The 23037-nt window shown below is 45.8% G+C and carries 19 protein-coding genes; all 19 read right to left on the bottom strand.

Annotation, left to right across the window (positions count from 1 at the left end; genetic code table 11):
* Positions 1 to 2: 2 nt before the first annotated feature.
* Complete coding sequence (locus tag CHK_RS13775; RefSeq protein WP_330379283.1) at positions 3 to 2138, bottom strand: RelA/SpoT family protein; 2136 nt, start codon at positions 2136 to 2138, stop codon at positions 3 to 5.
* Between the two features lie 24 nt (positions 2139 to 2162).
* Positions 2163 to 2675 (bottom strand): adenine phosphoribosyltransferase, encoded by a 513-nt coding sequence (locus tag CHK_RS13770; protein WP_046444652.1) that lies wholly within the window; start codon positions 2673 to 2675, stop codon positions 2163 to 2165.
* Positions 2659 to 4704 (bottom strand): single-stranded-DNA-specific exonuclease RecJ, encoded by a 2046-nt coding sequence (recJ, locus tag CHK_RS15880; protein ID WP_052740615.1) that lies wholly within the window; start codon positions 4702 to 4704, stop codon positions 2659 to 2661. The genes CHK_RS13770 and recJ overlap by 17 nt, the downstream gene beginning before the upstream one ends.
* A 93-nt stretch (positions 4705 to 4797) precedes the next feature.
* Complete coding sequence (secF, locus tag CHK_RS13760; RefSeq protein WP_046444651.1) at positions 4798 to 5745, bottom strand: protein translocase subunit SecF; 948 nt, start codon at positions 5743 to 5745, stop codon at positions 4798 to 4800.
* Positions 5745 to 7046: a protein translocase subunit SecD gene (gene secD, locus CHK_RS13755; protein ID WP_046444650.1), complete on the bottom strand. Its 1302-nt coding sequence runs from the start codon at positions 7044 to 7046 to the stop codon at positions 5745 to 5747. Before secD ends, secF begins: the two co-directional genes overlap by 1 nt.
* A gap of 208 nt (positions 7047 to 7254) precedes the next feature.
* Entirely contained in the window at positions 7255 to 11592 is a 4338-nt protein-coding gene (locus CHK_RS13750; RefSeq protein WP_052740614.1) for a PolC-type DNA polymerase III, read from the bottom strand.
* On the bottom strand, positions 11589 to 12653 hold the full coding sequence (gene ispG / locus CHK_RS13745; RefSeq protein ID WP_046444649.1) for a flavodoxin-dependent (E)-4-hydroxy-3-methylbut-2-enyl-diphosphate synthase: 1065 nt from the start codon (positions 12651 to 12653) through the stop codon (positions 11589 to 11591). Before ispG ends, CHK_RS13750 begins: the two co-directional genes overlap by 4 nt.
* A 20-nt stretch (positions 12654 to 12673) precedes the next feature.
* Entirely contained in the window at positions 12674 to 13705 is a 1032-nt protein-coding gene (locus CHK_RS13740) for a M50 family metallopeptidase (RefSeq protein WP_046444648.1), read from the bottom strand.
* The gene (gene dxr, locus CHK_RS13735) at positions 13706 to 14872 is read right to left on the bottom strand and encodes a 1-deoxy-D-xylulose-5-phosphate reductoisomerase (RefSeq protein WP_046444647.1); all 1167 of its coding nucleotides are present in this window, start codon (positions 14870 to 14872) and stop codon (positions 13706 to 13708) included. It abuts the gene before it with no gap.
* Between the two features lie 17 nt (positions 14873 to 14889).
* Positions 14890 to 15804, bottom strand: coding sequence for a phosphatidate cytidylyltransferase (locus CHK_RS15875; RefSeq protein WP_052740613.1), 915 nt, complete (start codon positions 15802 to 15804; stop codon positions 14890 to 14892).
* A gap of 9 nt (positions 15805 to 15813) precedes the next feature.
* Complete coding sequence (locus tag CHK_RS13725) at positions 15814 to 16563, bottom strand: isoprenyl transferase (RefSeq protein WP_059108599.1); 750 nt, start codon at positions 16561 to 16563, stop codon at positions 15814 to 15816.
* 47 nt (positions 16564 to 16610) lie between these two features.
* Positions 16611 to 16820 carry a hypothetical protein gene (locus CHK_RS13720; protein ID WP_046444645.1) on the bottom strand — a complete coding sequence of 70 codons (210 nt, stop codon included), beginning with the start codon at positions 16818 to 16820 and terminating at the stop codon, positions 16611 to 16613.
* The gene (gene frr, locus CHK_RS13715; RefSeq protein ID WP_046444644.1) at positions 16817 to 17380 is read right to left on the bottom strand and encodes a ribosome recycling factor; all 564 of its coding nucleotides are present in this window, start codon (positions 17378 to 17380) and stop codon (positions 16817 to 16819) included. Before frr ends, CHK_RS13720 begins: the two co-directional genes overlap by 4 nt.
* Positions 17381 to 17501: 121 nt before the next feature.
* Entirely contained in the window at positions 17502 to 18209 is a 708-nt protein-coding gene (gene pyrH, locus CHK_RS13710) for a UMP kinase (protein WP_046444643.1), read from the bottom strand.
* A gap of 653 nt (positions 18210 to 18862) precedes the next feature.
* The gene (locus CHK_RS13700; protein ID WP_046444641.1) at positions 18863 to 19375 is read right to left on the bottom strand and encodes a DUF5626 family protein; all 513 of its coding nucleotides are present in this window, start codon (positions 19373 to 19375) and stop codon (positions 18863 to 18865) included.
* Between the two features lie 488 nt (positions 19376 to 19863).
* The gene (locus CHK_RS13695) at positions 19864 to 20340 is read right to left on the bottom strand and encodes an RNA polymerase sigma factor (RefSeq protein WP_046444640.1); all 477 of its coding nucleotides are present in this window, start codon (positions 20338 to 20340) and stop codon (positions 19864 to 19866) included.
* Between the two features lie 439 nt (positions 20341 to 20779).
* On the bottom strand, positions 20780 to 21427 hold the full coding sequence (tsf, locus tag CHK_RS13690) for a translation elongation factor Ts (RefSeq protein WP_046444639.1): 648 nt from the start codon (positions 21425 to 21427) through the stop codon (positions 20780 to 20782).
* A 21-nt stretch (positions 21428 to 21448) separates the two neighbouring features.
* Complete coding sequence (rpsB, locus tag CHK_RS13685; RefSeq protein ID WP_046444638.1) at positions 21449 to 22282, bottom strand: 30S ribosomal protein S2; 834 nt, start codon at positions 22280 to 22282, stop codon at positions 21449 to 21451.
* Between the two features lie 149 nt (positions 22283 to 22431).
* On the bottom strand, positions 22432 to 23034 hold the full coding sequence (gene hisIE / locus CHK_RS13680; protein ID WP_046444637.1) for a bifunctional phosphoribosyl-AMP cyclohydrolase/phosphoribosyl-ATP diphosphatase HisIE: 603 nt from the start codon (positions 23032 to 23034) through the stop codon (positions 22432 to 22434).
* Between the last annotated feature and the right edge of the window lie 3 nt (positions 23035 to 23037).

The raw sequence follows: 23037 nt of genomic DNA, 5'->3' as shown, positions 1-23037 counted from the left end.
CCTCAATAATTCACACGCGATACTTCATGCACGCCTTTCAGGCTCTTCAACTTGTTTATCAGATCGCCTAAGTCCTGCACAGACGTAATATTCGAACGCAACGAGATCGTCGCGCTGCCATTTTTTGCCGAATGTGCATTGATTGCCGTAATATCCCTGCCGGTATTATACATAGCCTGCGATATTTCTACCATAAGGCCCGGCCTGTCGTCCGCGACAATCTGTACTTCGACATTATATGAGGTCGTCTGGTCTCCGGCCCATGCAACGTCGATCAGGCGTTCCTTATCAACATCATGTAAATTTTTACATTCTTTTGTGTGTACGCACACACCCCGCCCACGCGTGATATATCCAATGATATCATCCCCCGGCACCGGATTACAGCACTTTGCAAAGCGCACGGCAAGCCCTGTGCTGCCTTTTACTTTGATATCATCCTCCGAACCTTTGCCCGTGCGTTTGACAATTTTCAGTTCTTCCGTTCCCGTGTCGATATTATTCGCGATCTTATATTGTTCGATCAACTTTAAAAGAATCTGGTTGACCGAAATCGCGCCGTAACCGACTGCGGCAAACATATCGTCCTGCGAATTGAGCGTAAACCGTTTGTATAAAACAGAGAGCCAATCCGGCTTGAGCAGGTCATGGAGCGCATAACCCTGCCGCTTTGCTTCTTTTTCAAGCATTTCGCGGCCTTTTACAATATTTTCTTCCTTCAGCTGCTTTTTAAACCATTGTTTGATCTTGCTGCGCGCCTGCGCTGTTTTAACAAATTTGAGCCAGTCCCTGCTTGGCGTAGCCGAATTAGAGGTAATGATATCGACGATATCGCCCGTCTGCAGCTGATAATCAAGCGGTACAATCTTTCCGTTTACCTTCGCGCCAACGCATTTGTTTCCGATCGCACTATGGATGCTGTACGCAAAATCAAGCGGCGTAGCGCCATTCACAAAATCTTTTACGTCGCCCTTTGGAGTAAACACAAAAACAGTATCGGCAAAAATGTTCACCTTCAGGGTTTCCATGAATTCCTTGGAATCCTTAAGGTCGTTCTGCCACTCCATCAGTTCCCTGAGCCACGCCAGCTTGGAGTCCATCTGGTCTCCCTTGCCGCCTTCTTTATATTTCCAGTGTGCGGCGATACCGTATTCTGCCGTACGGTGCATATTGTAGGTGCGAATCTGTACCTCAAAGGGTTTTCCATCCTCACCCAGCAACGTCGTATGCAGCGACTGATACATATTCTGCTTGGGTACTGCAATATAATCTTTAAAACGCAACGGGATTGGTTTCCACATCGTGTGGACCGTTCCCAAAACTCCGTAACAATCCTTGATGCTGGATACGATGATCCTGATTGCAATCAGGTCGTAAACCTCCTCAAAGACCTTGTGCTTTTCCTTCATCTTTTTATAGATGCTGTAAATATGTTTGGGGCGGCCTTCGATCTCCGCTTTGATTTTCATTTCCGAGAGCTTATCCTCAAGCTTTACAATAACAGAATTGATTTGCTTTTCGCGCTCTGCGCGCGTCGAGGCAATCTTATTGGCAATCTCAAAATATTCGTCCGGATGCAGGAATTTCAAAGATAAATCTTCTAACTCCCACTTAATCGTGCTGATTCCAAGCCGGTGTGCAAGCGGCGCATATATTTCCAGCGTTTCCGTTGCTTTTTCAATCTGTTTGTTTTCCGACTGGTATTTGAGCGTACGCATATTGTGCAGCCTGTCGGCAAGCTTGATAATGACCACGCGAATATCCGACGCCATGGCAAGGAACATTTTGCGTAAGCTCTCCCATTGCTGTTCCTCGCGCGTCTTAAAATCATAATTTTTGAGCTTTGTCACGCCGTCAACGAGCTTTACAATCTCAGGATTGAACTCGCGCGCAATGTCCTCGTTGGTGATAACGGTATCCTCAACCGAATCATGCAGGATGCCCGCAATAATCGTGGTGTTGTCGAGGCCCAAATCCGCAATAATATCCGCGACTGCAAGAGGATGCGTAAAAAAGGGCTCGCCGGAATGGCGCAGCTGGCCTTCATGCGCCTTCTCCGCCATCTGGAACGCTTTTTCCACCATAGGATCATATTCTAATTTATGCCGCCTGATAAAATCCTTATAAAAGTCCGACACCCAATTCTCCCCTGCCTGTCCCGCTTAATATTCCAACAAAGAAAAAAGCTGATAACCTTCGAGTTTTTCCCGTCCGCGTAAATCCTTCAGTTCAATTACAAAATTAAGGGACGCAACCTGCGCTCCCGCCTTTTCCACAAGCTCGCACGCAGCCTTTGCAGTGCCGCCTGTGGCCAGCAAATCGTCAAAAATAGCAACGCGCATTCCTTTTTCCAATGCGTCTTTGTGCATTTCGAGACTACCTGTGCCATACTCAAGCGCGTATTCCACCTGATAAGTTTCCGCCGGAAGTTTATCCTTCTTACGCACAGGTACAACGCCCTTTTTCAGTAGATACGCAACCGGCGATCCAAACAGGAATCCGCGCGCATCAAGCACCACAATCATATCGATATCCTGTCCGCTTACCTGTTCCGCCATTGTTTCCGTCACATACGCGAATGCTTCCGCATCCTTGATGAGTGTTGTGATGTCCCGAAATATAACGCCCTTTTCCGGAAAATCGTTGATATTTCTGATTTTAGATTTCAGGTCCATTATGAGCTCTCCCTAAAAGAAACTTTTGATACGTTCCGCTTTCGCTTAAATCACGCTTTCCAGAGCGTATCATAATGTGTATTCTATCATTTTTTTTGATATCTAGCAAACTTATTTCCTCAAAAACAAGCAAGGCAAAACAAATATTGGGGATTGTGATACCCTGCACATACTTTTGCAGAAAAGCAGTCATCGCTCCTTCGTCCGCAAAAGAAATTTTCTGGTCGCTGATTCCCTTTAAAACCACATAGACCTGAAGCAGCCTGTCTCGTTCCATAAAGTATGTATCAATATCCTGCTGTTTCGCCTTTTTTATGCCCAGCAGGTGCTTTTTCATCGTCCTGACGAGCTCGCCTGCTGTCTCCTGATAAGAAAACGTATTCACGATCATCTGTGGTTTATTGTCGTATGTATTGATGTTAAGCGTTCCCACCGCGTCAGCGCATTCCGGCACATCCACCGCCTGCGTTCCAAAAATAACGCCGTTCACACTTTTGCCACCTTTTCCAAGCAAAAATTTCGCGTGCTTATCCTCGCCGATCGAACGGATATCACTGACTCTGGCATTTCGAATCAGCACCTCCACCTGCTCGTTCTTGAAACCAAACGGCCTTAAACAATCAAATTCCCGAATGAGTGAGTTTGAAATATCTGCCGGAACAATTTCGAGATCGTAAGTCTTTAAAGGCCGGAAAACCTCTTCGTTATAGTGCTCCTTCATATATTCATTCAGCCGATGGCGCAAAACCGGTAAATTTTCTTCTTTAAGCGTAAGCCCCGCCGCGCCGGCATGGCCGCCAAATTTTTCAAATAGTTTTCCCTGCGAGCTCATGGCTTCATATATATTCACCCCAGGGATACTGCGTGCAGAACCGGTATAGACTCCCGGTTCGGATTCGCCAAGCAAAATCGTTGGCCTCGTGTATCTTTCCGATACCTTGGACGCCGCAAGTCCTACGATTCCAATATCCCAGTCCTTTTGATACAGAAGAATCAACCAGTCCTGTTCGTCGCCTTCTTCCTCCTGCATGCCGAGCGCCTCACTCACAACCTTTTCCTGGCGCTGCTGCCGATCCGCATTCAGGCTGCAAAGCTCTTCAGCAAGCCGATCAAGCGTATTCCCGTCTTTTTCCGTTAATAACTCAAAGGCAATCCTTGCCGTTGATATCCGCCCTGCAGCATTGATACGCGGTGCTAAAACAAACGACACAGTCTGTGCGTCCACTTCACCCGCGCGCTTCGCACACGCCTGTTTTATCAGTGCGGCAATCCCCGGATTCGGCTCTTCGTTGATACGTTTTAGCCCCAGCGATGCAATCACACGATTTTCACCGACAAGCGGTACGATATCCGCGATTGTAGCAAGCGCCGCAATATCGATCATTCTGAGCGCGTCATCGCCGATCAGCGCCTGAGACAGTTTAAACGCAACCCCCGCGCCGCACAACGAATCAACAGGATACTTTTCCTTCGGATTTTTAGGGTTGATGATATAATCAGCTCTTGGCAGCACATGCGGGCACTCGTGATGGTCGGTAACGATTGTCTTCATTCCCATTTCGTGCGCGAGGGCGATCTCTTCCACATTGGTGATGCCGCAATCCACCGTGATCAGCAGTGAAATATCCGTAAGGTTTTTAATGTTTTCCGTCGATAGTCCGTATCCATGCTCCATCCTGTTGGGAAGGAACACCTCTACGTTCGCGCCCATTTGAATCAACGTCTGGTATAAAATCGCGCTTGCTGAAATACCATCCGCGTCGTAATCTCCATAAACGCATATTCTGCCGCCAGTTGCAATCATATGCTTAATTGTACTGACCGCATCGCGCATATCGTGAAACAAATATGGATCGTTCAACTGGCTGATGTCCGGATTTAAAAATTCGCGCGCCTGCCCGACATCACAAATACCGCGCGCACACAAAAGCCTTGCTGTAATCTTCGAAATTTTGAGCGCACCGCACAACTCTTTCACAGCATTCTCCTGCGTATTCAGTTGTTCCTTTTGTTTCAGGATATATCGCATACGTTTTCCTTTTAAAAAAGACCTCCTTTTGAGAGAAGGTCTTTTTGTTATCCAATTACGTTTACTTGTTGATATACAAGCAAATCCGCAGAATCATGCTTTCGCAGGCTTTTTCTGCGCCTTTTTCTTTTTCTTGTTTCCGCTTGCCTTTGCCTGATTTTGTTTTTTATCAAAACGGTCTGCCATAAGCGCCCACATCGGAGCCGCGAGGAATACGGACGAATAAACGCCTGCCAACAGTCCGACGATGATCGGGAAGGAAAATTCCTTGATGGCCGGTACGCCAAAAATATAAAGGCATACGATCATAATCAGCGTCGTTATGGAGGTGTTCATTGTCCTCGTGAGCGTCTCCTTGATGCTGATGTCCGCTATCTCCGGCCTTGGCAGCTTTTTTACACCTGCTATTGTCAGATTATCACGCACCCTGTCAAAAATAACAATCGTATTGTTAATCGAATAGCCGACGATTGTAAGGCACGCCGCAATAAACGCACTGTTGATCTGTATTTGCATAATGCACATGATCGCAATCATGATTCCCACGTCATGAATCAGCATAATAACTGCGCTGATACCATTGTAAAGCTGGAACCTGATCCAAATATAAATCAGCATCAATCCACATGCTACTGCAACCGCAAGAAATGCGTTTCGTACAAGTTCGCTGCTTGCCACGCCGCCCACCTTATCTACCGTTACGATTTCCGCGTCAGGATAAGTGGTTTGCAGATCCGCAAGGATTGCGTCGTTTGTCGTGGACTGGAGCTCTTCATCGTTTAAGTCACGCATACGGATTTCCGCCTGCGTATAGCCGTCGCCGGCTTTTACAATCGGCGAATCTCCCATTCCGTTATTTTTAAGCGCATCCTCAACCACATTGGTATCGAATTCGCCCTTCATGTCAATGGTGATTATGCTGCCGCCCGTAAAGTCAATACCGAGGTTAAGGCCTCCATTCACAAAGCCAAACACGATACCCAGTACAATGATCGCAATCGGAAGGATCAGGAATTTTTTGAAATGTTTCGTGATTTTCATTACGCATTTCCCCCTTCCCTGGCAGCCTTTGCCGCTTCCCTGATTTGCTTTGCTTTCGCCATAAACACATTTGGATTTTTGATGTTAAGGTTGATAAACATCTTAAGTATTCCTTTGGTAATCAAGAGCGCCGATATCATTGATACGATGATACTGATAATCAGCGTGTAAGCGAAGCTCTTAAGCGTACCCGTTCCAAATACGGCAAGCACAATCGCGCAGATGAGCGTCGTAACGTTCGAATCGAGGATTGTCACAAACGCTTTTTGGAAACCCGCGTTAAACGAAGTCCTCAAGGTCTTGCCTGTCCGGAATTCTTCTTTAAAGCGCTCGAATATAATGACGTTCGCATCGACCGCCATACCGATACCAAGTATGATACCCGCAATGCCCGGGAGCGTAAGCTGCACGCCCGGAACGCTTGCCAAAAGCAGCATTACAAAGCAAATATATACCAAAAGCGCCATACATGCCGTAAGTCCCGGCAACCTGTAATAGATCAATATAAACGCAAACAGTATGATCAGACCGATGATACCCGCATAAATGCTGTTTTGCAGCGCGCCATATCCAAGCGTTGCACTGATGGAACGCACCTCGATTTCATTCATTTCAAGAGGCAACGCGCCACTTTCAATTTGCATCGCAAGGTTTTGCGCTTCTTCCAGGGTAAAGTTGCCTGAAATCTGGCCCTTCCCGCCTGCAATGATGGACTGCACGGTTGCCGTGGAAATCGTTTCTCCATCAACCGTAATCGAAATATTCTGCCCTAAAAATGTTGTGGTTGCATCCGCAAAAAGCTTCGCGCCTTCTTCGTCCAGTTCAAAGCTGACGATATATTTCTGGGTTTGCGAGTCCTGTCCGGCCTGTGCGCTTTTGATCTTGCTTCCATCAAAAATCGTATCGCCGTTCGGATCTACAAACTCCAGCTTTGCCGGTGTACCAATAAATGCGGCCACCTCATTCGGATCCTGCATCTCACTTGTGGCGTTGATCGGGATTTCCACACGAATCTTATCGTTTCCCTGTTTGGTTACGGTCGCCTCCGTAAATCCCTTCGCATCAAGGCGGTCCCTGAAAATAAGCATCGCACCATCCATCTTGCTGTCAAAATCATCTACAGACGTATCCTGCGCCTGATAGACGGTATAAACTCCGCCGGTTAAGTCCAGTCCCTGTTGGATACCATTCAGTGGCCTGATTTCATAAATCCCAACATCGAAACCGTTGATGACAACAAAACACAACAAAGCGATCAGTATGAACGTAACGATAATTCCAACTAAGCTTCGTTTCTTCATCAATTGTTCCCTCCTATTTTGATTGTCAGACAAAAATCAAGCCTTTGCCCGCAGTGAAAATTCAGCTACACGCGCGCCTTTTGCGCACAGGCAGCTGAATGCTTACGCAATAATAAAAAACAACGTTTCCCCTCTATTGCAGCTAAAAACTCACTTATATATTATATAGCCGCATCGGCGAATAGTCAATTACAACTGTTTTATTCGATTAAAAATCAAACAAACTCAGCTGGTTGGTCTGCGATAATCCGGTAAGCGTTCCCATTTTCTGCATTTCTTCGATGACGGAGGACGAAAGCTTTGCGCGTTTGCGAAGGTCTTCTATCGATAAAAATGCGCCCCGCTCGCGTTCTTCCACAACCTTCGCGGCAGCGTTACCGCCAAGCTTTGGAATGGAAAGGAACGGAAGCCGCAGCCCCCCTTCTTCAATCAAAAATTTCTCCGCGTCGGATTTTTCGAGATCTACCGGCAAAAAGTGAATGCCCCTCAGATACATCTCGCACGCTACTTCAAGCATGGTCGCCATATTCTTTTCATTCGCGGTCGCATTTCCATTGCTTTCCAGCATCTGCCAGTTTTTCTTAATATCATCGAGCCCGCCGGCGACGTAAGACGCGTCAAAATCGCCTGAACGAACTGTGAAATAAGAGGAATAGAAGGCTTGCGGATAATGCACCTTACAATATGCGATGCGGTAAGCCATAATGACATAAGCAACCGCATGCGCTTTTGGGAACATGTATTTGATCTTTTTACATGATTCCACAAACCAGTCTGCGATATGCGCGTCGTCAAGCGCTTTTTGCATATCCTCTGAAAAACCGTTCTTTGCGATCTTTCCTTTTCTGGTCGCCTCCATAATGAAAAATGCCATGCGCTTTTCCACGCCCCTGTCCACCAGATAGTTCATAATATCATCGCGGGTACAAATGGCTTCCTTCAGGGTGCATGTGCCCGCCTTAATCAGGTCCTGCGCGTTTCCCAGCCATACGTCCGTACCATGGGAGAGCCCGCTGATACGAACGATTTCCGACATTGTCGTTGGCTTGGTATCCATCAGCATTTGCCGTACGAACTTTGTGCCAAATTCCGGAATGCCCAGCGTACCCGTCTGGATCCCAAGCAAATCCTTTGATTTGAGGCCAAGCGGCTCCAGCCCGGAGAAAAGCTTCATCGTGGGCTGGTCGTCAAGCGGTATTGTCAGCGGATCGATACCGGTAGCGTCCTGCAACAGCCTTATGATGGTAGGAACATCATGGCCGAGGATATCCAGCTTGATCAGGATGTCGTGCATGGAGTTGAAATCAAAATGCGTCGTAACCCACTCGGCATCCGCGGAATCCGCAGGCTTTTGCACCGGCGTAAAATCATATACTTCCATTTCTTTGGGGACAATAACAATGCCTCCCGGATGCTGCCCTGTGGTCTTTTTTACACCGGAAACGCCTTGCACCAAGCGGTTTATTTCCGCTTCATTCGCATAAGTGCCCGTTTGCTCCAGAAATTTTTTGACGTAGCCATAGGCAATTTTATCTTTGACCGCGCTGATCGTTCCCGCCCGGAAGACGTGGCCTTTTCCAAACAAAACCTCCGTGTATTTATGCGCGACAGGCTGATATTCGCCGGAAAAGTTCAGGTCAATATCAGGCACCTTGTCTGCGTCGATTCCAAGGAATACCTCAAACGGGATATCATATCCGTCTTTCAAATACTGCGTCCCGCACTTCGGGCACTTCGCATCCGGCAAATCAACGCCTGAAGGATACTTTTCCTTATCGACATTGAAATCCGAATGCTTGCAGTTCGGGCATACATAATGCGGCGGCAATGGATTTACCTCCGTAATACCCGTCATGGTTGCCGCAAGGCTGGAACCAACCGATCCCCTTGAACCAACCAGATAACCGTCTTCGTTTGATTTTTTTACAAGCCTGTGGGCGCTGTAATAAAGGACGGAAAATCCATGTCCAACGATTGAGTCCAGTTCGCGTTTTAGCCTTGCCTCAATCATCTCCGGGAGAGGATCACCATATTTTTCCTTTGCCGTTTTAAACGCAAGCTCCGTTATTTTTTCAGATGCGCCTTCAATGCTCGGCATTGCCGTCTCCGACTGAAAAAGTTCGATTTCTTCCGTCATGTCCGCAATCTTATTGGAGTTCTCTACAACAACTTCAAAGGCCGTTTCTTCTCCCAGATAGGCAAACTCCTTGAGCATTTCATCTGTCGTACGCAAATAAAGCGGGGCCTGCTGTGTATCGTCATAGCCCTGTATCTGGAAAATAATACGGCGAAAATATTCTTCGTGCGGATCCAGAAAGTGAACGTCGCAGGTCGCCACAACAAGCTTGCCAAGCTTTTTCCCCAGCTCCACAATCCGCTTATTGCACTGGCGTATGTCCTGCGTGCTTGCAAGGATTCCCTGCTTAACCATAAACTCGTTGTTTGCGACGGGTTGTATTTCCAAATAATCATAAAAGGACGCGATTTGCTCGAGCTTCTTCTCGCCCGCTCCCGCAAGAAGCGCCTGGTAAAGCTCGCCAGCCTCACAGGCAGAGCCGATTATAAGGCCCTCCCTGTGCTCTTCAATCAGGCTTTTTGGCATTCGGGGTTTGCGGTAAAAATAATCCAGATGCGCATGGGATATCAATTTATACAGATTGCGCAGTCCCCGCTTATTTTTACACAATATAATCGTGTGGTAAGTCTTGGCACTTTTGCCATTGCTGTTCTCCAAAAAGAGGTTGTTTACCCCCTGCATATCCTCCGCGCCGAGCTTACGGAATTCATCAAAGCATTCCAGCATTATTTTTGCCGTACAAATTGCGTCGTTTACAGCCCTGTGATGCTCAAGCGGAATACGAAGATGTGCCGCTACCGTATTGAGTTTATGGTTTTTCAGCCGTGGAAAAGCAAGCCTGCACAACGCAAGCGAATCCACTACCTTGTTCTGATAGGTTATCCCAAACGCCTTTGATTTATGGAATATGAACTTCGTATCAAAATCAGAATTGTGCGCCACCAATACGGAGTCGTCCCCGCAAAATTCTTTCAATTCGGCCAGAGCCTGCTCGGGAAGCGGCGCGTCCTTTACCATATCGTCCGTGATTCCCGTCAATGAAACGATTTTAGGCGGAATCGGCTTTGACGGTTTTACAAACGTCTGGAAACGGTCCGTAATTTCGCCGTTTTGCACACGCACAGCACCGATTTCAGTGATATCGCAGTTAATATGGGAAAGTCCGGTCGTCTCAATATCAAATACGACGTACTCGTCTTCAAATTTTTTTGCCTGGTTGGAGTCATATATTTTTTTCGTATCGTCGATCATATACGCTTCTACGCCATATATGAGATGTATTCCATTCGCCTTTGCTGCGTTGGCAGCGTCCGGAAAAGCCTGCACCACGCCGTGATCCGTAATTGCGATTGCTTTGTGCCCCCATTGCGCCGCACGCGCTACAATCTTTTTCACGTCCGAAACACCATCCTGCGCAGACATCTGCGTATGCGTATGGAGCTCAACGCGCTTCACCTCGGCATTATCCTGCCTGTCCTTGTGGTTGGATTTTTCGATTTTTTGTGCTTTGACCGTTTTTTCATGTTCGAAGGTGTCATCCGCACAAAGTCCTGTAACAACAACCCACTGGCCTTTTTTGGGTGCGGTAAGCTTGGTTCTGTATTTGCTGCTTTCAAGGAAAAAACAGGTAATGCTTGATGTATAATCGCTCAATACAAATTTATGTTTTATAAGCTCGCCGTTTTTGAGTTCCTTGTCCTCAGTAAAAACGACCTCGCCCTCAATCGTGCTGCGGGTATCCACCTGTAAATCGCAAATCTTTGTAAGCGCAGCAGTTCCTGCGCTTCGCTCCATGCGTGCGGCAGGCCTCGCCGTACTTTCCGGAATGCCGCCTGTCGCATCCGCTTCTGTCTCCGGAGGCGCCTCGTCCGGCGGCGGCGCGGAAAACATAACAGGCTGTTTTGCATGCCTGCTCTCAGACGCTACGGGAGTTGCAATCGCGTCCTGCACTTCACCGGACGGCTCATACTCACTCTTTGCTTCCCCTGACACCGTCGTCCGGGCAGCAACCTGAATTCCGTAGGTATCGCAAAGAAACCTTTCCGCCAATCGTCCCAGATTCATCACACCGAAAATATTCTCGCCCATTTCTGTCTCAAAAACAATTTCAAGAAGGTTATCCTTAAGCGTAATCTGCGCGCCCTTTACAAAGGGCATGACCGTTGGCTCTGAAAGGATCAAAAAGTCCTTCAAATGCTGCTCGAGAGACACGCTGTTTTCACGCAGCTCCTGCGCATATCCGGACTGGTCAAGGGATATTTTTACTTTTTTGTTGCATTCTTTTGAAAGCTCTTCCCTTATTTTTATAAACTCAACGGGGGAAAGATGTTTTGAGGTTTTGAAAAATGCTTCCAAGGCTCCCTCGTCTGAAAGTAATTCAACCCTGTCAAATTCAATCAAATCCTGAAAACGATTGTTTTTTTTGATTTTGTCCAGCACTTTTGTCAAATCGTTTATGAGAGCGTTCACTTTTCGTTTTTCCTTTCGTCAACCAGTTCCAGAATCATACGCCTAAGCTCTGGAAGTATATCGAATTCATCTACTTTTTTGATAACCTTTCCGTGCGAAAACAGGAGCCCTTCTCCTCTTCCGCCAGCGATGCCAATGTCTGCCTCGCGCGCCTCGCCCGGGCCGTTCACAGCGCACCCCATTACTGCAATTTTAATGGGGATATCTATATTCTGCGTAAAACGTTCCACATTTGCGGCAATTTTTTCAATATCTATCGTGCATCTTCCGCAGGTCGGGCATGATATAATCTCCACGCCTGTTTCCCGCAGTCCGCAGCTTTTCAAAATATCCTTTGCAGCATAAATTTCCTGCACTGGATCGCCTGTGATCGATACCCTGATCGTATCCCCAATTCCATCCAGAATCAACGCGCCAAGCGCAATCGACGATTTAATAACCGCCATTTTATAGGTTCCGGCTTCTGTTACTCCAAGATGCAGCGGATAGTTCACTTTTCTTGAAATACTGCGATAGGCCTCCACGCATACCGGAACATTCGATGATTTTATAGAAACCACAATGTCCTCAAAATGCGCCCGCTCCAAAATGCGGATATTGTTAATCGCACTTTCCACAAGCGCCTGCGCGGTAGGGCCTCCAAAGCGCTCCAGCATTTCTTTTGAGAGCGAGCCTGCATTCGCTCCTACCCTGATCGGAATATGATGCGCTTTTGCAGCGTCCACGACAAGCGCAATTTTATCTGCTCCTCCAATATTGCCCGGGTTGATACGGATTTTGTCGACGCCATTCTCAATCGCTGCGACTGCCACCATAGCATCAAAATGCACATCCGCTACCAGCGGAATAGAAATCTGCTCTCTGACCTCTCTGAGCGCAGCCGCGCACTCTTCGTCGTATACGGCGCACCGTACGATCTCACATCCTGCTTTTTCGAGTTCCTTAATCTGCGCTATCGTCGCGCGGGCGTCCTTTGTGTCCGTATTTGTCATGGATTGGATCGCAATCGGATTTTTCCCGCCGATACAAACGCCGCCGACATTGACTTCCCTTGTTTTCATCGTCTCATTCCTTTCACCAGCTAAACCAGCATTCGGTGTATATCCTGAAACACCAGGAAAATTGCAAGTCCAAATATCAGGACCATTCCAATCATATTCAGTGCGCCTTCCACCTTTGGAGAAGCAGGCTTTTTCCGAACTCCTTCCACAGCGTAAAGCACGATCTTTCCTCCATCGAGCGCAGGAATCGGCAAAAGATTGACGATTGCAAGATTCACGCTCAAAAGGGCAGATAACGACAGCACGCTGTAAAAACCGCCTGATATGGCGACGGTTCCCACCATTTGTGTCACTCCGACGATACCCGCCATGTTTTCAATCCCCTGCCCCATGAAGAACAACTGGCCCAGGGACTGCAGCATCTCCCTCGTCACCATGAAAAGCCACTTAAAACTGAGACCTATCGCTTCAAAAAAATTGAAGGTTTTAATTGGTCCATAAGGATTCACCTCAATCCCGATGAGCTTCTGTCCATCTTCATTTTGCATGTATGGAACATTGAGCGACATTTCCTTTCCATCCCGCTCGATAACAAGCGGCAGGCTGTCGCCCGTTTTTTGTTTTCCAATCGCATCCTGCCAATCGTACTGTAATTGGATATCCACGCCATTGTAGCTTTTTACGATATCGCCTTCCTGTATTCCTGCCTGCGCCGCAGGAGAATCTGCGCTCACGCTGTGAACGGCAATCTGGTTCGTCCCGGCAGCCATCAGTACAACAACCGACAGGATAACCGCTACAATTACATTCATTGCCGGCCCCGCGATGATTGTCAGGAAACGGCTCTTCAGCGAAGCCGCACGAAAATCTCCCGGAACAGGATCCTTTTCCTCATCATCTGCAAACCGGTTAAATCCTCCGATAAAAAAAGGTCGAATCGAAAACTCTGTTTCATTCCGGCGCCATTTAATTAGTTTGGGCCCAAAGCCAATCGCAAATTCTGCGACCTTAATTCCACGTTTTTTCGCAACAATATAGTGTCCGAACTCATGCGCTACAACAAGCCCTGTCAGCACCAATAATGTTACGACAATGCTGATTACAATCTGCAACTATTTTCCTCCCGAATCGTCCGCAAGCATACTTTGCGCATACTTTCGGACGTCTGTATCAAGCTCCATGATTTCCGCAACGCTTTGCGGCCGGATACCACAAAATTTCTGCATACTCTCGTGGATAATCTCATAAATCCTGTAAAATTCCATGCGTCCCCGCAGGAAATAATCCACTGCCACTTCATTTGCCGTATTATAAACTGCCGTCGTCGACGTTTCGATTGCGTCGTATGCAAGCCTTAAACACGGAAACCGCTCAAAATCCGGCTTGATAAACTCCAGCTTGCTGATTTCGTAAAAATCAAGAGGCTCGATGGTTGGATTTTCAAACATCTGCGGGTACAAAAGCGCTTTTTGGATAGGCATACGCATATCCACCGGTCCAAGCTGCGCCGTCACAGAACCGTCTTTCCATTCAACCATGGAATGTATCAGGCTTTGCGGATGTACAAGCACCTTGATTCGATCCACAGGCATCCGGTACATAAAATGCGCTTCAATCACTTCCAGCCCTTTATTTGCAAGGGACGCGGAATCAATCGTTATTTTCTGCCCCATCGACCACTTGGGATGCCTGAGGGCTTTTTCAAGCGGCGCATGATCTATTTGTTCCTTTGTCCAATTCAAAAACGGCCCGCCAGACGCCGTAATCCATAGCTTACTTACCTCAGAGACATCATAACAATTATTCAGACATTGAAAAATTGCCGAATGCTCGCTATCCACAGGCAATACGAGCGTTCCCGTACGGTCGATCATATTCCTTACGACCTGCCCGCCGCAAACAAGCGATTCCTTGTTGGAAAGCGCCACCGGTATCTTCTTTTTCAGGCACTCTTCAAATGCCGGCAGCCCTGCAATCCCAAGCACGGAAAGAGCCACCATGTCAGGCTCCCCTGCTGTGCAGGCATCCACAAGCGCAGTTTTCCCACTAAGCACCTTCGCGTCATAGCACAGCATTGCCTCAAGCTCAGCGGTGCCAGCAACCGTTCCGGTGATCGCCACATACTCCGGCTGCAGCTCGTTTGCTATCCTTGCAAGCTGCTCTATATCCCTGTGTGCAGAGATACAAACAACTTTCATTTCATCCTGATATTGCCTCACCGTGTCCACAGTCTGCTGTCCCACAGAACCGGTCACGCCGAGTATCGATAATTTCTTCAACCTATAAACTCCTAAAGTCAGATAAACATCATCGTTGAAATCAAAAATACGACGGGAATGCAAAACAATACGCTATCCATCCTGTCTACTATACCACCGTGCCCCGGCAAAATCTTGCCAAAATCCTTAATATTCAGTGAACGCTTTATGAACGAAGCGGAAAGATCACCAAACTGGGAAATAATCGCAAGCACCGCGCCGGAGATTGCATAATTGATAAACGGTTGCAGTTCAATATAATGCCCCGCAATATAGACCATATTATCAAAAATCAGCCAGATCAGCACCGCTGCAATTACCCCGCCAACAATTCCCGCGACGCACCCGGCCACAGTTTTTTTCGGACTGATAGACGGACAAAGCTTTGTCTTCCCAAAAGCTTTCCCAATAAAATATGCAACCGTATCCGAAAACATTGCCGGAAGGAACACCATCAGCAAAAGGATTAATGTGCGAATATACCGGTCTGTCAGCATCACCCCCGGAAACCATTCCGCTCCCGTTTGCTGGGCAGGGACATTCAGAATCAAAAAATAGAATAAAATAAAAAACATTTGCGGATACACAAACGTAAAAATCGTATTCGATACGCTTTCTATCGTGTGCTTTTTGGAAAACATTGCCACAATGAAAGTCGCCATAATAAGGATCACGAACAAAGCAATTACAACCGTCGGCGTCAGCCATGTAAAGCTGTAATATTCAAAATTCTGCTGATAAGTCAGCAGGAAAAGCAACGCCAAAATGCCCGTAAAAATGAAACTCATTGTTTTAACGACAGGCTTTCCATTCGAGTCCATTGCCCGTACGATTTCATACTGGCACATACATGCAAGAGCCGCCACAAAAACGGCAAGCACCCACCCCTGTAAAAAAACGGCGAGGGCAACAATGATTACGATTGGGATTGCAACAAGTATCCTTTTTCCCATATATTCTCCTTACAGTCCGCCATAACGGCGCTGTCTGTTTTGATATTCGATCAAAGCGGTTTCATATTCTTTTTCATCGAAGTCCGGCCAATAAACCGGCGTAAAATAAAACTCTGCATAAGCCAGCTGGTAAAGCAGATAATTGGATAGCCGCTCTTCGCCGCTCGTGCGGATCATAAAGTCCGGATCCGGCTGTCCTGAGGTTTCCAGATGATCAGAAATCATTTGCTCATCAATCTCATCAACAGCAATTTTTCCGTCCTTTGTTTCCTGCGCTATGCTTCTCACTGCCTGTGCTATTTCTGTGCGCGAACCATAATTCAGCGCAATATTAAGCGTAAGCCCGGTATTGTTTTTCGTCTTTTTTTTCGCGTTTTCAAGCACTTCGATCACCGGCTGCGGGAGTTTGGTGATATCGCCAATCGTATTAAAAATAACGTTTCGTTCGTGCATCTCGTCAAGCTCGCGCTGTAAATACTCGATCAACAGCCCCATAAGAGCGCCGACTTCCTCCTTGGGCCGCTTCCAGTTCTCTGTAGAAAACGCATAAAGAGTCAGATATTTGATTCCGATATCGCTGCTCATGCGGATGATTGTTTTAACCTTGCTCATGCCCGCGCGATGCCCGGCTACCCTCGGCATCATGCGCTTTTTTGCCCACCTGCCATTCCCATCCATGATGACGGCAACATGCCTTGGCAGCTTATGTAAATCAAGCTCTGTCAATTCAGCCGAACGTTTTTTCGAAAACAACCCCAATGTAATTTCTCCTCAAAATCTCTTTTTAAAAATTGCGTCCCAAGGCATCAGCCCTGAGACGTCTTATTCACCTTTGTCTTAAATTCACTCACAACAAGCTCATAAACCCCGCCTGTTTCCTTCACACGGATAACCCGCCGAGAATCCACATCATCCGAAGGCTTATAGGAATAATACATTTTGACATCATATGGCTGATGTTTCCTTTCCAATATGGATACCGCCTCATTGAGCGGCAGGCCAAGAAGCTCCGTCATATTTCTGTGATTTCCTTTTCCTTCGCCGCGAGTATTTCATCCGCTTCCTTGATTTTCTTATCCGTCAGCGTCTGTATTTCTTTCTCCAGAATATCAAAATCATCCTCGGTTACAACACTGGCCTTTTTGTCTTTTTTAAACGCTTCATTTGCGTCACGGCGAATGGAACGGATCGCTATTTTGGCTTCCTCCGCCCGTTTCTTTGCCAGTTTGACAAGCTCCTGGCGTTTTTCGCCTGTAATCTCCGGGAAAGCAAGACGGATGATCTTTCCGTCATTGGCCGGATTGATTCCAAGGTCAGAAGCCTGGATTGCTTTTTCAACCTCGTGAAGCATGCTCGCATCCCAAAGCGAAATTGTCAAAAGCCTTGGCTCTGGCGCAGCAATATTTCCGACCTGGTTGATCGGTGTCGGCGTACCGTAATAATCGACCATAATTCCGTCGAGAAGCTGTGCGTTCGCCCTCCCCGCACGGATACTAACCAACTCTTTTCTTAAAACGCCCAGCGTTTTATCCATCTTTGTTTCGGCCACTTCCAAAGCCTCATGTTTAATTTGCATAACCACTCATTCCTTTCATCATTTTCAGATTTTTATAAAAATGGCTGCATTCTTAATCTACCATATATTGTATAGCAAAATACTTCAAAACTCAATCCTTACTTCGCCTTATTTTGACGAACTATTTGATCAGCGTGCCGATTTCCTCACCGTTTACAACGCGCCTGATACTGTTTTGTTCATTTACGCCAAATACGATGATCGGTATCTTATTATCCATGCAAAGTGTAATCGCAGTGTTGTCCATAACGCTCAGCCCTTTGTTAATTACGTCCATGTAGCTGATATACTCAAACCGCTTTGCATTCGGATTCACCTTCGGATCACTGTCATACACAGCATCCACATTCTTTGCAAGCATAATGAGGTCCACTTCCATCTCTGCCGCGCGCAGTGCCGCCGCCGTATCTGTGGAGAAGTAAGGGTTTCCCGTACCACATGCAAAAATAACAACCCTTCCCTTTTCCAGATGCTTCATTGCTTTCCTTCGAATATACGGCTCCGCAATCTGGCGCATTTCAATCGCTGTCTGCACGCGCGTTTGCAGCCCCTTTTCTTCCAGAGAATCCTGCAGGGCAAGGGCGTTGATTACCGTTGCCATCATACCCATATAGTCCGCTGTCGTCCGATCCATGTGCTTGCCAACGCGCGCACCGCGCCAGATGTTGCCGCCGCCTACGATAATACCAACCTCGACGCCCTGCTGCGCTACCTCGATGATCTGCTCCGTCACATTGCTGATAATGTCAAAATCAAGCGGCCTGTTTTCCGGGGAGCAAAGCGCTTCCCCACTGATTTTCATAATGACACGTTTATATTTCGGTTCCATGTTATTCCTCCATATGGTTTATTTACCTAAAAAAAAGAGAACACGAATGTGTTCCCTCCATGTGCAAATCTAGTCATCCACAGAATTGAGGCAAATAAATCCAATCATCCTACATTGAATCCATATCATTCTGTCAGTCATAAATCACCTGCTCCTCTGCCTAATAAAGAATATTGGATGCTTTCTGGCAAGCAAAGCCTTCTTTCAGATATCTGCTAGAAACTCCTGACAGATTAAACAGATTATTCTACCTGATTCACTGTAAGACTGCTTTGTTTGCTTTTAAAATTATACCAAATAAAGAATCGTTCTTCAACACTTTTATGTTCTGCGATTCCTGATAAGCAACTTTTAAAATTGTACTATAAAATCCGGCAATCGCGATCAGATAACCTATTTGGTTGCGCCCTAAACTATTTAATTTTTTGCACTTATTCATGTTCTCTTCGCAATACTATTAGTCATTTTTATATCTCAATTCGATATTAGGGAAGAGCAACCATTTGCTCTTCCCTAATAATAATCGTTTATTTTTTATTTAGCAGCTTTAGAATTCGTATTAGGATAACTAAAATAGCTATAACAATCGCAAATCCTAATATGCCGATGAGTGAAGCCAACCACATAATTATCTCCTTTCCTATTCACGATGCTTAAGAGTGCGTCACCTTTATTGCATTGTCTCTTCCTGTTGGCACTGCTCTAACCCAGCATCGCATCATACCAATACCTGTGTATCCAGTATAATCAAATGTTAATTCTGCTTTTTTTGAGTTGCACGTCAAATTAACATTTGAATAAGTACCAAATATTGTTGCTATCCACCAATCATTTGCCCAGACTAATTGATTACTCATGACCAGTACATCATAAGAGCAATTTATAGCTCCACAGTATGCTGTCACATGATGACGGAGTGAGCCTTGAGGACCACTTCGCGTCATCAGAGGAGTGATATCATCAGTAATTACAAATGGAATGCCGTCTTTATTTATCCCGATATCAACAATATTTGCATTATCCGGTACCCTTGACATAACATCTTCTAAAGTAATATCTTGGGGTGACACATTCCCTTGTTGATTTTCCGGGGCTGCCATACCTAACGTTGCAAAAGATAATACTAACCCAACTACCAGAATCATAGACAAAACTTTCTTTTTCATAATCAAACCTTCTTTCGCATAGAAGTATAAGAGATTTAAGTAAGAGAGTTATCGGGTTGAGTTGTGCAAATATTTAGAGAATAATGTGGTTTTTAAATACTTCATATACTTAACTTCACAGAACACATAAATGGGGGATAATTTTTTAAAAAAGATAAATTAGAATCATAACTGCGCGTTGAACGCACAGTTTGCACTCCCCCTGCAAGGGTATCTTGCTCTCACAGCACCTTAAGAAGCTTAGTAGCCGACTTCTATACTAATTACCAGGCGGCTGTTTTATCATTGACATTGACACAATTCACATGCGCTGGTAATGTTCGACTCTTGGTTTTTTTACGAAGCTCCGTCAGGATGAAAACATTGCTGATTCTTTCTAGCTTGTAATTCCCCAAACTCCTTCAAAATGAAACTCTGTATCTGGCTCCCTCTCTACTGCAAATGCCAATACAAGGGTATTGACATACAAAGCACAACTGCCAAGATCATCAATACAATTTTTTTATGGCTTTCTCTAAATATTTTTTCCAGTATCGCATTTTGTCTCTTGGAATACCATATTTCTTGCATATTTGTCTCATAGAAGTCCCATGAAGTATTAGTCCCTTGAAATACGGAATCAATTCTTGTGGTATACCTTTCAGTTGCTCCTCAACTATAATTGTGAAAACAGAGTCTTCTTCTACATTCTTAATTGATACGTTATCGAGCGCATACTGTTGTTCCCGGGCCTTATCCTTTTCCCGTTTTATAACAAATGTAATTGCCGTATTTTTACAGACGGTAATAAACCAACGCTTCATATCCTCGTTTTTTATTTTCTGTTTATCAGTTGTAAATGCTTTGAGAAATGCAGTTTGCAAGATATCTTCAGCATCTGTTATATTTTGGGCAATACTAAATACAATAGCAAAATAATATCTGTAATTATTCTCAAAAAGATTGATTAAATCATCATTTGTCATAAAAATTACCACCCAATCAATCAAGAGAACGTTAATAGCTTTAATTTGATTTTAACACAGAAAATCATATTAAGCTCATATATTTATCACGATAATCTATTGTTTGTTGATAGCATTTTTAAAGCCCCCATTTTTCTTCCCAGCAAAGTTATATAAGTAGATTGACATTATAGAATAGAAAATCTTTAGAGGGGAGTGGTGTCAATAGCGGAGTAAAAATGTATGTTTATGGCGGATAAATATTATAGGTAAAAGGCAAACGGGAGTTCAACCGAACTCCTAATGAATGAATAAATTACTCATTGAAATAAATCAATATTTTCGCTTTATTATACCGTTTTTTAGTCATCCAGCCACTTAACTAATACAAAAAAAGAGTGCTTAAATGCTTTTGCAAATAAACACTCTTTGACTAACTTTTTTGACCGATTTTAACGAATCAAAGGCCAGCCTGTTCCATAACTTCCTTCTGGAAATCGTCTTCCCTCTTCTGGAGGCCTTCGCCCATTTCATATCTCGTAAATCTGCGAATCGAAATCTTTTCGCCAATCGTGCCAACCTGATCGTTCACAAGGTCTGCAACCGTCTTGTCCGGATCCTTTACAAAAGGCTGGTCAAGCAGGCAAATCTCTTTTTTGAACTTCTTGATCCTGCCTTCGACCATTTTTTCCACGACGTTCGCAGGCTTTCCTTCATTCAACGCCTGCGCCATCAGGATTTCACGCTCTTTTTCCAGTACGGCGGGATCTACTTCCTCTTCGGAAACATACAGCGGATTTGCAGCTGCAATGTGCATTGCAATATCCTTAACAAACGCCTGGAAAGCGTCTGTCTTTGCCACAAAGTCTGTCTCGCAGTTCACTTCCACCAAAACGCCGATTTTTCCACCCATGTGGATATAGGAACCAACGACGCCTTCCGCAGCAATTCTGCCGGCTTTTTTCACAGCGGCAGCAAGGCCTTTTTCTCTCAAAAGCTCGCTTGCCTTCTCAATATTTCCATCCGCTTCCTGAAGCGCTTTTTTACAATCCATCATCCCCGCGCCGGAACGTTCGCGCAGGGCTTTTACATCACTTGCTGAAACCATGAATTCTTACCTCCGAATGATTTAATTTTCTTCTACAGCAGCAACAACTTCCACTGTTTCGCCCGGCATCATTTCTTTTGCGATATCTTCCGCAATTTCTTCCGCCGCAGCTACTTCAACTTCCGCCTCAGTGAGCTCAGCAACAGCTTCTTCTGCCGCTTCTTCCATCTGCTCACCCTGTTTTCCTTCAAGGACCGCATCCGCCATTTTGGATGTGATCAGCTTCACGGCGCGAATCGCGTCGTCATTGCCCGGAATCGGGTATTCCACTTCGTCGGGATCGCAGTTGGTATCTACGATTGCAACAACCGGAATGCCAAGGTTCCTTGCTTCGGCGATTGCAATTCTTTCTTTTCTGGGATCAACGATAAAGAGCGCTCCCGGCAGGTCCTTCATCTCGCGGATGCCGCCAAGGTTCTTCAACAGCTTCTCTTTCTCGTGCATGAGCTGGATTACTTCCTTCTTGGGCAGTAAATCCATATCGCCGTTCTGCTCCATATCTTCAATTTTGTTCAGGCGCGCAACACGGCTCCTGATCGTCTTAAAGTTTGTGAGCATACCGCCAAGCCATCTGTTGGATACATAATACATTCCACAGCGTTTTGCTTCTGCCTCGATGGAATCCTGCGCCTGTTTTTTTGTACCGACAAAAAGCACCGTTTTGTTATCCATAGCGATGTCGCGGATGAAATAATATGCTTTTTCTACTTCTTTGACTGTTTTCTGAAGATCAATAATGTAGATGCCATTTCTCTCCGTGAAGATAAAACGCTTCATCTTCGGATTCCAACGGCGTGTTTGGTGTCCGAAATGAACACCTGCTTCTAAAAGTTGTTTCATTGAAATAACTGACATAGTAAATATACCTCCTCGTTATATGCCTCCCCGCGCTTCTTACTTTTGACAGAACCCAAATTTGGGCACGAGTATCAAAATCTGCGCGAGTGCGTTATCGGTTGATATTATAGCACATCCCCACTGCCGATGCAAGAATATTCTTTGACTTATCTCCTGCTTTGAAGCTCTGTAAAAAGCTCTGTCAGGCTCAGGCCCTTTTCGTTCATCAGAACCAGCAGATGGTAAATGAGATCGGCAGCTTCGTAGCGCAGTTCATCCGTACCCGGATTCTTTGACGCAATGATCACCTCTGCGTTCTCTTCGCCAACCTTTTTTAGTATTTTGTCAATCCCTTTCTCAAACAGATAGTTTGTGTAAGAACCTTCCTTCGGATTTATTTTCCGGTCGGCAATTACATCGTACAGCTCATAAAGCAGGGATGAATTTGCAATACGTTCCTTTTCCTGTACCGTATTAAAAAAGCAGGAGTATTCTCCCGTATGGCATGCTACGCCTGTCTGCTCTACCTGCAAAAGAACGCTGTCCCCGTCGCAGTCCAAACTCACGCTTACAATCTTTTGCACATTTCCGGAGGTTTCTCCTTTTTTCCACAGCTTCTGACGCGAACGGGAGTAATAATGCGCATATCCCGTTTCGAGGGTTAAATCATATGCTTCCTTGTTCATGTAGGCCTGCATCAGCACTTTTCCTGTGCGCGCATCCTGCGCGATCGCGGGCACAAGCCCGTGGCTGTTAAATTTCACTTCCATTTT

The sequence above is a fragment of the Christensenella hongkongensis genome (assembly GCF_000981035.1).
Taxonomy (GTDB): domain Bacteria; phylum Bacillota; class Clostridia; order Christensenellales; family Christensenellaceae; genus Christensenella; species Christensenella hongkongensis.
This window is presented reverse-complemented; position numbering and strand designations above follow the sequence as displayed.

What these genes read in the sequence shown, in the direction of transcription:
- CHK_RS13770 (WP_046444652.1), bottom strand. Translation starts at nt 2,675, where the DNA reads ATGGACCTGAAATCTAAAATCAGAAATATCAACGATTTTCCGGAAAAG.
- recJ (WP_052740615.1), bottom strand. Translation starts at nt 4,704, where the DNA reads ATGCGATATATCCTGAAACAAAAGGAACAACTGAATACGCAGGAGAAT.
- secF (WP_046444651.1), bottom strand. Translation starts at nt 5,745, where the DNA reads ATGAAAATCACGAAACATTTCAAAAAATTCCTGATCCTTCCGATTGCG.
- secD (WP_046444650.1), bottom strand. Translation starts at nt 7,046, where the DNA reads ATGAAGAAACGAAGCTTAGTTGGAATTATCGTTACGTTCATACTGATC.
- ispG (WP_046444649.1), bottom strand. Translation starts at nt 12,653, where the DNA reads ATGAAAACAAGGGAAGTCAATGTCGGCGGCGTTTGTATCGGCGGGAAA.
- CHK_RS15875 (WP_052740613.1), bottom strand. Translation starts at nt 15,804, where the DNA reads ATGGGAAAAAGGATACTTGTTGCAATCCCAATCGTAATCATTGTTGCC.
- CHK_RS13720 (WP_046444645.1), bottom strand. Translation starts at nt 16,820, where the DNA reads ATGACGGAGCTTCTTGGCCTGCCGCTCAATGAGGCGGTATCCATATTG.
- frr (WP_046444644.1), bottom strand. Translation starts at nt 17,380, where the DNA reads ATGCAAATTAAACATGAGGCTTTGGAAGTGGCCGAAACAAAGATGGAT.
- pyrH (WP_046444643.1), bottom strand. Translation starts at nt 18,209, where the DNA reads ATGGAACCGAAATATAAACGTGTCATTATGAAAATCAGTGGGGAAGCG.
- CHK_RS13700 (WP_046444641.1), bottom strand. Translation starts at nt 19,375, where the DNA reads ATGAAAAAGAAAGTTTTGTCTATGATTCTGGTAGTTGGGTTAGTATTA.
- CHK_RS13695 (WP_046444640.1), bottom strand. Translation starts at nt 20,340, where the DNA reads ATGACAAATGATGATTTAATCAATCTTTTTGAGAATAATTACAGATAT.
- tsf (WP_046444639.1), bottom strand. Translation starts at nt 21,427, where the DNA reads ATGGTTTCAGCAAGTGATGTAAAAGCCCTGCGCGAACGTTCCGGCGCG.
- rpsB (WP_046444638.1), bottom strand. Translation starts at nt 22,282, where the DNA reads ATGTCAGTTATTTCAATGAAACAACTTTTAGAAGCAGGTGTTCATTTC.
- hisIE (WP_046444637.1), bottom strand. Translation starts at nt 23,034, where the DNA reads ATGGAAGTGAAATTTAACAGCCACGGGCTTGTGCCCGCGATCGCGCAG.